The organism is Neobacillus rhizosphaerae, assembly GCF_050477885.1.
Lineage (GTDB): Bacteria > Bacillota > Bacilli > Bacillales > Cytobacillaceae > Neobacillus > Neobacillus rhizosphaerae_A.
Map to the genome: position 1 here is coordinate 1 of NZ_JBCNAC010000176.1, position 9963 is coordinate 9963.

Annotated in this window: 10 protein-coding genes, 1 other RNA gene and 1 other annotated feature; of the genes, 3 read left to right on the forward strand and 8 right to left on the reverse strand. The window is 39.3% G+C overall.

Translation table 11 applies throughout. The annotated features are described in order from the left end of the window. Positions 1-192 precede the first annotated feature (192 nt). Positions 193-1464, forward strand: a complete 1272-nt coding sequence (locus ABES03_RS23610; protein ID WP_430121299.1) for a replication-associated recombination protein A — start codon at positions 193-195, stop codon at positions 1462-1464. 54 nt (positions 1465-1518) lie between these two features. Here ABES03_RS23610 and ABES03_RS23615 read toward each other — a convergent pair whose 3' ends face one another. Next, entirely contained in the window at positions 1519-2469 is a 951-nt protein-coding gene (locus tag ABES03_RS23615; protein ID WP_430121301.1) for an ABC transporter permease, read from the reverse strand. A 3-nt stretch (positions 2470-2472) separates the two neighbouring features. Continuing rightward, complete coding sequence (locus tag ABES03_RS23620; protein WP_430121303.1) at positions 2473-3387, reverse strand: ABC transporter ATP-binding protein; 915 nt, start codon at positions 3385-3387, stop codon at positions 2473-2475. Between the two features lie 178 nt (positions 3388-3565). Here ABES03_RS23620 and ABES03_RS23625 point away from each other — a divergent pair, with 178 nt between their 5' ends. Further along, the gene (locus tag ABES03_RS23625; protein WP_430121305.1) at positions 3566-3970 is read left to right on the forward strand and encodes a nuclease-related domain-containing protein; all 405 of its coding nucleotides are present in this window, start codon (positions 3566-3568) and stop codon (positions 3968-3970) included. A gap of 225 nt (positions 3971-4195) precedes the next feature. After that, positions 4196-4471, forward strand: a complete 276-nt coding sequence (locus ABES03_RS23630; RefSeq protein ID WP_430121307.1) for a hypothetical protein — start codon at positions 4196-4198, stop codon at positions 4469-4471. 459 nt (positions 4472-4930) lie between these two features. Here ABES03_RS23630 and ABES03_RS23635 read toward each other — a convergent pair whose 3' ends face one another. From ABES03_RS23635 to ABES03_RS23660, 6 genes are all read right to left on the reverse strand, one after another. After that, the gene (locus tag ABES03_RS23635) at positions 4931-5698 is read right to left on the reverse strand and encodes a tRNA threonylcarbamoyladenosine dehydratase (RefSeq protein ID WP_308083058.1); all 768 of its coding nucleotides are present in this window, start codon (positions 5696-5698) and stop codon (positions 4931-4933) included. 172 nt (positions 5699-5870) lie between these two features. Then, a non-coding RNA gene (ssrS, locus tag ABES03_RS23640) (6S RNA) lies at positions 5871-6068 on the reverse strand. Positions 6069-6134: 66 nt separating this feature from the next. After that, on the reverse strand, positions 6135-7904 hold the full coding sequence (gene aspS, locus ABES03_RS23645; protein WP_430121309.1) for an aspartate--tRNA ligase: 1770 nt from the start codon (positions 7902-7904) through the stop codon (positions 6135-6137). A 15-nt stretch (positions 7905-7919) separates the two neighbouring features. Then, positions 7920-9191, reverse strand: coding sequence for a histidine--tRNA ligase (gene hisS / locus ABES03_RS23650; protein WP_430121311.1), 1272 nt, complete (start codon positions 9189-9191; stop codon positions 7920-7922). 91 nt (positions 9192-9282) lie between these two features. Next, positions 9283-9525, reverse strand: a binding site (T-box leader). A 61-nt stretch (positions 9526-9586) separates the two neighbouring features. Further along, the gene (locus tag ABES03_RS23655; RefSeq protein ID WP_309860420.1) at positions 9587-9763 is read right to left on the reverse strand and encodes a hypothetical protein; all 177 of its coding nucleotides are present in this window, start codon (positions 9761-9763) and stop codon (positions 9587-9589) included. A gap of 7 nt (positions 9764-9770) precedes the next feature. Next, positions 9771-9963: hypothetical protein (locus ABES03_RS23660; RefSeq protein ID WP_430121313.1), on the reverse strand; the 193-nt coding region annotated here is incomplete at its 5' end.

The window sequence follows — 9963 nt, forward strand, 5'->3', positions numbered from 1 at the left end:
GAAGGTTATTTGACCCGAGCTGTAACAATCATCGCTTTATCAAGCCATGATTGTTACAAGATACTCAAGGTAGATTATTCAGGATGAAAACTGGCTAGGCGCTGGAGCTGGACAGTTCTCAAAGTCGAATTTTTCTATCCTTATCCTAAAAAAAGCACGAATAAAAATGAAATTCCTTTTGGAGAGATGATTATGCAGCAAAAGCCTTTGGCCTTTCGGATGAGGCCAAGAACGATTGACGAAGTCGTAGGCCAGCAGCATTTGGTTGGTGACGGAAAAATCATTGCTAGAATGGTGAAAGCAAAACAGCTTACATCCATGATTTTATATGGACCACCTGGAATTGGCAAAACATCGATTGCAAGTGCCATTGCTGGAAGTACCAAATATGCCTTTCGAACCTTAAACGCAGTAACAAATAATAAAAAAGATATGGAAATTGTAGCAGCTGAGGCAAAAATGTCAGGAAAAGTGATTCTTCTTTTGGATGAAGTCCATCGTTTGGACAAAGGAAAACAAGATTTTTTGCTTCCCTATTTAGAAAATGGGATGATTACGCTAATCGGTGCAACCACAAGTAACCCCTACCATGCGATTAATCCTGCGATTCGTAGTCGCTGTCAAATTTTTGAGCTTAAACCACTAACACCTGATGAGGTGAAGCAGGCATTGCTCCGTGCGATTGGAGACGAGGATCGCGGACTGGGCAAATTAAAGGTGAATTTGACTGACGAAGCCTTACAACATTTCGCCAATGCATCGAATGGGGATGTCAGAAGCTCATTAAACGCACTTGAATTAGCCGTTCTATCTACTGACGAAGATGAAAATGGCATCATTATAATTGATGTAGAAACAGCCGAGGAATGTCTACAGAAGAAAAGCATAGCAGCGGATAAGGACGGAGATGGTCACTATGATGTTTTATCTGCCTTTCAAAAGTCCATCCGTGGTAGTGACGCCAATGCGGCTCTACACTATCTTGGCAGGCTCATTGAAGCAGGGGACCTTGTCAGTATCAGTCGCAGACTAATCGTCATTGCCTATGAGGATGTTGGACTTGCCAATCCACAAGCAGGACCACGGACGTTAGCAGCGATTGAAACGGCAGAACGACTCGGCTTTCCTGAGGCAAGAATCCCGCTTGCCAATGCCGTCATTGAACTATGCTTATCACCTAAATCGAACTCTGCTATTATGGCTATCGATACCGCTCTTGAAGATATCCGAAAAGGGAATGTAGGTGAAATCCCTGATCATTTAAAGGATGCCCACTACAAGGGAGCGAAAGAGCTAGGCAGAGGAATCGAATACTTATATCCGCACAACTATGAAAATGGCTGGGTTCCGCAGCAATACTTGCCGAACAGAATTAAAAACAAGCACTACTACCAGCCGAAGAAAACCGGGAAATTTGAACAGGCACTTGCGGTAGTCTATGAAAAACTAATACGAAAAAGCTAAAAAGGTGTCAGGCACCAAAGGATAGTGGTGCCTGACACCTTTTCTTTAATCTTCTTATGCTGCAACGTCTCGTTTTTGAAAAACAAAAAAGGCGAGAAATTGAAATAGGGCAAAGTAGGCCAACAGCATAAGCACGGAAAAGGACAGGGTCATTCCTTTCACCAATGGCGTTCCTTCCACATATTGCATTAAATCCGTATTAGCAAACAGGAGGTATTTTGCCCAGGTAAATTTCATGGACAGTAGAGTAGTCAACTGACCTCCAGTGAACAATAGGAATAGGGATAAACCAATGGCAAGTGAGCTATTACGGAAGACTGAAGAAATCATAAATGCCATTGTAACCAGCATTATCATATCAATTGAGCTTAAACCATAATAGATTAATAAATGGAAAACAATATTTTGCTCAGTTACTTGACCATTATTATAATTCAAATACGGGACCGCATTGTCTGGCATGCCGAACAGTAATGCACCGAGTACAGTTGAAAAGACAAATAGGATACCTAGCATTAATAGGGCATAAAGCAATACAGTCAAATATTTAGATAGTAAAATTTTCGTTCGGCTGATAGGCCTAATCAATAACAGTTTGATTGTTCCCCAGTTAAACTCACTGGCCACAATTCCAGCAGCCACAATAATGATTAATAACCCGGCTAACACAATTAGCTGTGATGAATCTTTTACGAATGACCAAACCGAATATTTTTCTCTTGGCGGAATATGATGCTTGATTCGGTAATCATTAATCGCTATTTCTCTTTTAAAATACTGCTTTTCGATTTTTGTCCGGCTTTGGTCCATTTGCTGCTTTAATGCATTATTTTCTTCTTGTAGGACTTGTTCCCATTTGGGATCCTCGGACACATCCATCCCATTTTGTTGATACTTAACTACAAAACCTACTATTGCTATAGAAATGACCAGGATAGCAATCATCACATAGGTCCCAGGACGTCTAAAAATTTTCATCCATTCATTCTTGATTAAATTACCCACGAGTTACGCCTCCTTTTCTGCCGTTACTTCTAGGAAGCGATCTTCTAGTGTTTTCGCTACTTCTTTGATTCCGTATACTTGAATGTCATCAGCGACAAAAGCTTTTACAAGGTTTGGTATGTCTTCCTTAGAAAGTTCTACTGATATCCCATTTCTAGAGCGGTTCACCCGGATACTCGGATAATGGTTTTGGACAATTAGCAAGGCTTGGTCGCTCGGTACCACTTCCATCTCATAGATAGTTTCTGTGCTCTGGACAAACTCTCGGACAAGTTGAACATCGATTAGCTGTCCATTTTGGATAATCCCAATTCGGTCGCACATCATTTCCATTTCAGATAGCAAGTGGCTTGAAACAATAACTGCCATATTTCTTTCGCGTGCCAATAGACGAATATAGTCACGGATTTCTCGTATTCCTGCAGGATCTAAACCGTTGGTAGGCTCATCCAGGATTAACACCGCTGGATCATGTAAAAGACATTGAGCTAACCCCAATCTTTGCCGCATTCCAAGTGAATAGGTTTTTACTTTGTCATTAATACGATCTGTTAATCCAACCAGTTCCACTGTTTCAGCGATTTTTTCCTTTGTAATTCCTTTTGCCATCCGCGCATAGTGGACGAGGTTTTGATAACCGGTAAAAAATTTATACATTTCCGGATTTTCGACGATAGCCCCCACATGTCCAACGGCATTTTCAAAATCAGTTTTGATGCTTGATCCCCCGATGAGGATATCTCCTGAGGTGATTCCCATTAAACCGACAATCATTCGAATAGTCGTCGTTTTCCCAGCACCATTCGGACCAAGGAAGCCGAAAACTTCGCCTTTATTCACTTTAAAACTAATATTATCAATAATGGTTCTTCCTTTAATCACTTTGGTTACATCTTTTAACTCTACGATTGTTTCCAATTTCCCTCTCCTCTCATAAGCCGTCCACTATAGTGTACATTATCTTAAAAGAATTTTCCTGATTCTTTAACAGCATGGGTTCGTAAATCGTTAACAAAATATTCACATAATTATAAGGGGTTTAAAGAATTTTTTAATAAAATAAGATTGTACATGTAAAAAAGAAAGGATGTGGCCCATGCTATTAAAGCCGCGCTATAAGTCAAATGAATTGATCATTATGAAATCACTATTCATGAGAACGAATTTGTCACCAAAGGATAAAAAATACTATTTAAAACTTGAAAAAGGATACCAAGGTGAGGTGATGTTTGACCAATATACTAGTAAGCTACAAAATGATTTGTATTTTATCAACGATTTATGCCTGGATTTTAACAATGCGAATTTCCAAATTGATACGTTAACTATTTCTCAAAGTACAATTTTTCCTTTTGAAGTAAAAAATTTTGAGGGGAACTATTACTATGAAAAAGATAGTTTTTTTACTTTATCCAGGGACGAAGTACAGAATCCATTAGATCAATTAAAACGAAGTTCAACTCTTTTACGCCAGCTAATCAAAAATATTGGTTTTTATTAACCGATAGAAGGAAATGTAACCTTCATTAACCCCGAGTTCACCTTATATCAGGCCCCTCTGAACAAACCAATTATTTATTCAACTCAACTTAATACCTATATGAAAAAGTTAAACCAGCTACCTTCAAAATTAACTTCTAATCACAGAGAACTTGCAGAAACATTAATCTCGATGCATCAAAATAAATCCCCCTATTCACGTTTTCCACCATATAGAATTGAACAAATGCAAAAAGGAATTCTTTGTCCTGAATCTAATTCTTTTTTAATTTGTAAAGATGATAAGAAACTGGTATGTGTAGATTGTGGATATGAGGAAGAACTTGAAACTGGTATTTTAAGGAGTGTAGAGGAGCTAAGACTTCTATTTCCTGAAATAAAAATTACAACTACTCTAATCCATGAGTGGTGTAATGTGATAAATTCTAAAAAGTTATCAAGACGTATTTTAAAGGAAAACTTAGAAGCAACTGGATATGGCCGGTGGTTATATTTTGAGTAGGTATTGTTTACGTTACCCATTCCTCCTTTTAATCATGGGTTCGGGTACGTAGGATCCTTCTACGTTACCCATTCCTTGTTTTGATCATAGATTCGGGCACGTAGAACCCTTCTACGTTTCCCATTTCTTGTTTTGATCATAGATTCGGGCACGTAGAACCCTTCTACGTTTCCCATTCCTTGTTTTGATCATAGATTCGGGCACGTAGAACCCTTCTACGTTTCCCATTCCTTCTTTTAATCATAGATTCGGGCACGTAGAACCCCACTACGTTTCCCATTCCTTCTTTTAATCATAGATTCGGGCACGTAGAACCTTTCTACGTTACCCATTCATTCTTTCCATCATGGGTTCGGGCACGTAGCGTAGAACCACACTTCTACTTCAGCTCAACACATTCATTAACTTAAACTCAACATAAAAAGGCCCTAACCATCATGATTAGGGCCTACATATCAATTATTTTTCATCAGATACACGTGTAATTTTAATATCCTTTAATAACTCACGAACAACGTAGCTGGCCATGATCAGACCGGCTGCTGATGGGACGAAGGCGTTGGATGCAGGCGGCATTTTCGCCTTACGAATCGGCGCGTTTTCTTTCCCTACTACTTTTACAACTTCCTCACGAACCACAATTGGACTTTCATCAGAGAAAACAACCGGAATTCCTTTATGGATTCGTTCCTTACGAAGTTTAGTCCGGATTACCTTTGCAATTGGATCCGTATGAGTTTTAGAAATATCCGCAATTTGGAAACGCGTTGGATCCATCTTATTGGCTGCTCCCATACTCGAAATAATAGGGATATTTCGTTTTAAACATTCCTTCATTAAATGGATTTTATACATAATCGTATCGGAAGCATCCACAACAAAATCTAACTTATGGCCGAAAATCTCTTCGTACGTTTCTTCTGTATAGAACATCTTAAGGGCAATCACTTCACAGTCTGGATTTATATCTTTAATCCGTTCCTGCATAATCTCTACTTTTGGTCTACCTACCGTTGAAAGCAAGGCAATTAGCTGACGGTTGACGTTTGTAATATCCACATCATCCTTATCGATTAGGACTAAACGGCCAACGCCAGAACGAGCAAGAGCTTCAGCAGCAAACGAACCGACACCCCCGATTCCCAAAACAGCAACCGTACTATTTTTCATGATATCGAGGCCTTCTTTACCAATGGCAAGCTCATTACGGGAAAATTGATGTAGCATGATGTTCCTCCACAAAATAATTTTCATTTTTATCTTTTATTATCTTTTACCCTAAAAAATATAACATACAATCATATAAAAACAAGTATTTAGATAGGAATTATGAAGATAATGAGCAAAAGAAAACCTCCATGGCAATTTTGCTGGAGGTTGTTGTTAAAAAAATAAATAGAAGAGTCCCAATTATGCCGTCGCTTATGATCCTTCGTTTTGAACCCGCACCTAGCAGGTGGGTGTCCTGTTCCCGATTTTGTAAGTCCCCTTACCCGTCAAAGGGTGAGGCATTTACGCAATCAGATAAACTCCGGACTCCCGAATAAATAATGTTCGGTCAAAACTTCAGGTAACACAACGTACATTTCAGGACTCTTCTTGATTGACTTAATCATAGCACATTAATAAGTCTGCTTCAAGGATTCATGAAAGCGAATTCTTGTTATTTATTAACATTTAATGACAAATTCAGTTCTTTTAATTGAGCTTCTGAAACCTCACCCGGTGCATTTGTTAACAAGCAGCTTGCACTCGCAGTCTTTGGAAATGCAATAGTATCCCGTAAATTAGAGCTTCCAGCAAGCAGCATAACCAAACGGTCAAGACCTAAGGCAATACCACCATGTGGAGGTGTACCGTATTCAAATGCATTCAATAGGAAACCGAATTGTTCCTTTGCTTCTTCAGGAGTAAATCCAAGGATGCTGAACATCTTCTCTTGAATATCACGTTCAAAAATTCTCAGTGAACCGCCGCCAAGCTCATATCCATTCAACACAAGATCATATGCTTGAGCACGTACTTTTCCAGGATCAGAGTCTAACAATTCAAGGTCTTCCCTAAATGGCATTGTAAATGGATGATGGGCAGCATAATAACGGCCATCTTCTTCATCGTACTCTAACAATGGCCAGTCTGTGACCCATAAGAAATTGAACACACTTTGATCAATTAGATTTAACTCTTTCCCTAGCTTCAAGCGAAGCGCCCCAAGAGAATCAGCGACTACACTCTTTTTATCAGCAACAAACAAGAGTAAATCACCTTCAGAAGCTTCCAGACTTGATGTAAGTGCTTGCACATCTTCCTCAGAGAAGAATTTCGCAATTGGCCCTTTTAGTCCTTCAGCATCTACTTTAAGCCAAGCCAGCCCTTTTGCACCATATACAGCTACGAATTCAGTTAAGGCATCAATGTCTTTTCGTGAATATTTTTCTGCCGCACCTTTTACATTAATTGCTTTTACTTGTCCGCCATTGGCAACAGCTGCAGCAAATACCTTAAATCCAGAATCCTTCACAATCTCAGAAAGGTCAACAAGTTCCAGTCCAAAGCGTGTGTCTGGTTTATCGGAACCGTAACGGCTCATCGCTTCATCATAAGTCATACGAGGAAATGCTGCTGGAATGTCTATTCCTTTTACTTCTTTCATTAGCTTTGACATCATTGTTTCCATCATTCCCATGATATCCTCTTGGCTTAGGAAGCTTGTTTCAATATCAATTTGGGTAAATTCAGGTTGACGGTCTGCACGTAAATCTTCATCACGGAAACAACGGGCAATTTGGTAGTAACGCTCCACTCCACCTACCATCAGCAATTGTTTAAATAGCTGTGGTGATTGTGGCAGTGCATAGAATTCACCAGGGTGAACACGGCTTGGTACTAAATAGTCACGTGCTCCCTCTGGAGTACTTTTTGTTAAGATTGGTGTTTCAATATCTAAGAACCCTTCAGAGTCTAAGAAATCTCTAATTTGTTTTGTTACCTGATGACGCATTTTTAAGGTTTCAAAAATAACTGGTCTACGGAAATCTAGGTAACGGTATTTTAAACGAACATCCTCAGATGCATCTGTCTTATCAGAAATCATAAATGGAGGTGTCTTTGCCTCATTGATAATCGTTACTTTTTCTGCCTGTACTTCAATCTTTCCTGTTTTTAAGTTTTCGTTAATTGTTCCTGCTTCTCGGCTGACAACTGTTCCAACAATATCGAGAACATATTCATTACGAATCTTTTCAGCAGTTTGCAGTGCCTCCGATGATAAATCCGGATTAAACACTACCTGAACAATCCCAGAGCGGTCGCGAAGATCGATAAAGATTAAGCCACCTAGGTCACGTCTTTTTTGAACCCACCCTTTTAATGTTACCTTTTCGCCAACGGCTGTTTCTGGAACTTCACCACAAAAATACGATCTTCCCTGCATTGAAATTATCCCCCTTTAAGATTGCAATTCCTGAAATTGTTTTATGAATGACAGTAAGTCTAATTCTACTTGTTCACCTGTCGCCATGTTTTTCACGTTGATTTTATTGTTTTTTAGTTCCTCATCCCCGAGAATAGCTACAAACTTTGCTTGTAGACGGTCAGCTGCCTTAAATTGTGCTTTAATTTTGCGGTTTAGATAATCTCTCTCTGCCGAAAAACCAGCCATTCGAAGCTGCTGTAGAAGTCCTACTGTATAATCCTTTGCTTCGTCACCTAATGCAGCTAGATAACAATCGATTCCCTGATTCACTTCTAGTTCAATACCTTCAGCCTGAAGTGCAGCAATAAATCGTTCAATACTTAAGGCAAATCCAATTCCTGGCGTTTCAGGTCCACCGATTTGCTCAGCAAGTCCATTGTAGCGACCGCCCCCACATAAGGTAGTAATGGCTCCAAATCCCTCGGCATTGCTCATAATTTCAAACGCCGTGTGATTATAATAATCAAGACCCCTAACTAGATTGGCATCGACTTCAAATGGAATATCAAGCTGTGTTAAATACTGTTGTAATTTTTCAAAATAAGACTTTGAATAATCATTGAGATATTCCAAGATGGAAGGCGCCGTTTTCATTAGTTCGTGGTCACGGTCCTGTTTACAATCCAAGATTCTTAATGGATTCTTCTCAAGTCGGTTTTGACAGTCATGGCAAAACTCACCGATTCTTGGTTTAAAGTGATTTACTAACGCTTCACGATGGGCAGTTCGGCTCTCCTTGTCACCAAGGCTGTTAATAATCAATTTCAGCTGTTTTAAGCCCATCTCTTTATACAAGTTCATCGCTAAGGAGATGACTTCTGCATCAATAGCTGGATCGTTACTGCCTAATGCTTCCACTCCAAATTGAACAAACTGACGGAATCGACCGGCCTGAGGACGTTCATATCTGAACATCGGCCCCATATAGTAGAGTTTGACTGGCTGGTTGGCATAGCCAAACATCTTTTTTTCAACAAAAGACCGAACGACGGCCGCTGTTCCTTCTGGTCTCAGGGTGATGCTTCGTTTTCCACGGTCTTCAAATGTGTACATTTCTTTCTGAACGATATCCGTACTATCCCCCACACCTCTTGAAAAAAGATCAGTATGTTCAAAGATCGGAGTACGAATCTCTTGATATTGATATTTTTCACAAAGTTCTCTTGCCTTTGCTTCAATTAGCTGCCACTTCTCTACTTCACCAGGCAAAATATCCTGTGTTCCTCTAGGAATACTTATAGACATAGTAGATTACCTCCTCTTCACATTTCACATGTATGTAATTTTTTTCCTGTTAACAAAACAAAAAAACTCTCATCCCTTGTATACAAAATATACAAGGGACGAGAGTTTATATCCCGCGGTGCCACCCTAGTTGAAGTGCACATGAACTATTCCATGCCCTTCCTCTTTTACAGTTAACGCCTGTAACGTTCATCTCCTACTAGAAGTACTTTTTTCAGAGAGAAGCCTACGGAGTGTTCATTCATTAAGGCTCATGTAGAAATGCTTTCAGCCTAAGGCATTTCCTCTCTTTTCATGTGTTTGCTTAATTACTATGCTCCATCATTGGTTATACCATGTATGTGTTTTATATTTATATAATAATACGGAGCATTGATAGTAATGTCAAGAGAGTTTTAGGATCTCTCTAAATGTTTCTTTAACTTTCTGACATCTCCGATCGTTAATCCAAATTCTGATGCAAGCTCAAACGAAGTGGCATGCTGTTCTTTTTGGATAAAATCATGGAAATCAACGCCGAAAATCCTGCCCTCCATGGATTGGATGTTCATTCCTTTTTCACTTGACCTCATATTCTTGTCACCCCTGCCCTTTCTTCAATATTCCTATTATCTCCACCATTGATGAAAAACTTGCATTGATGAAGTCAAATTCACATATATATTGGTCAATTTTAGTAAATAAGGAATGATTTTCAGTTCTAATTACGATAAAATAAAATTTGACACTAAGAAAAGCGCAAGCGCCTTGAACAGCCCCGACAGGCAAATGT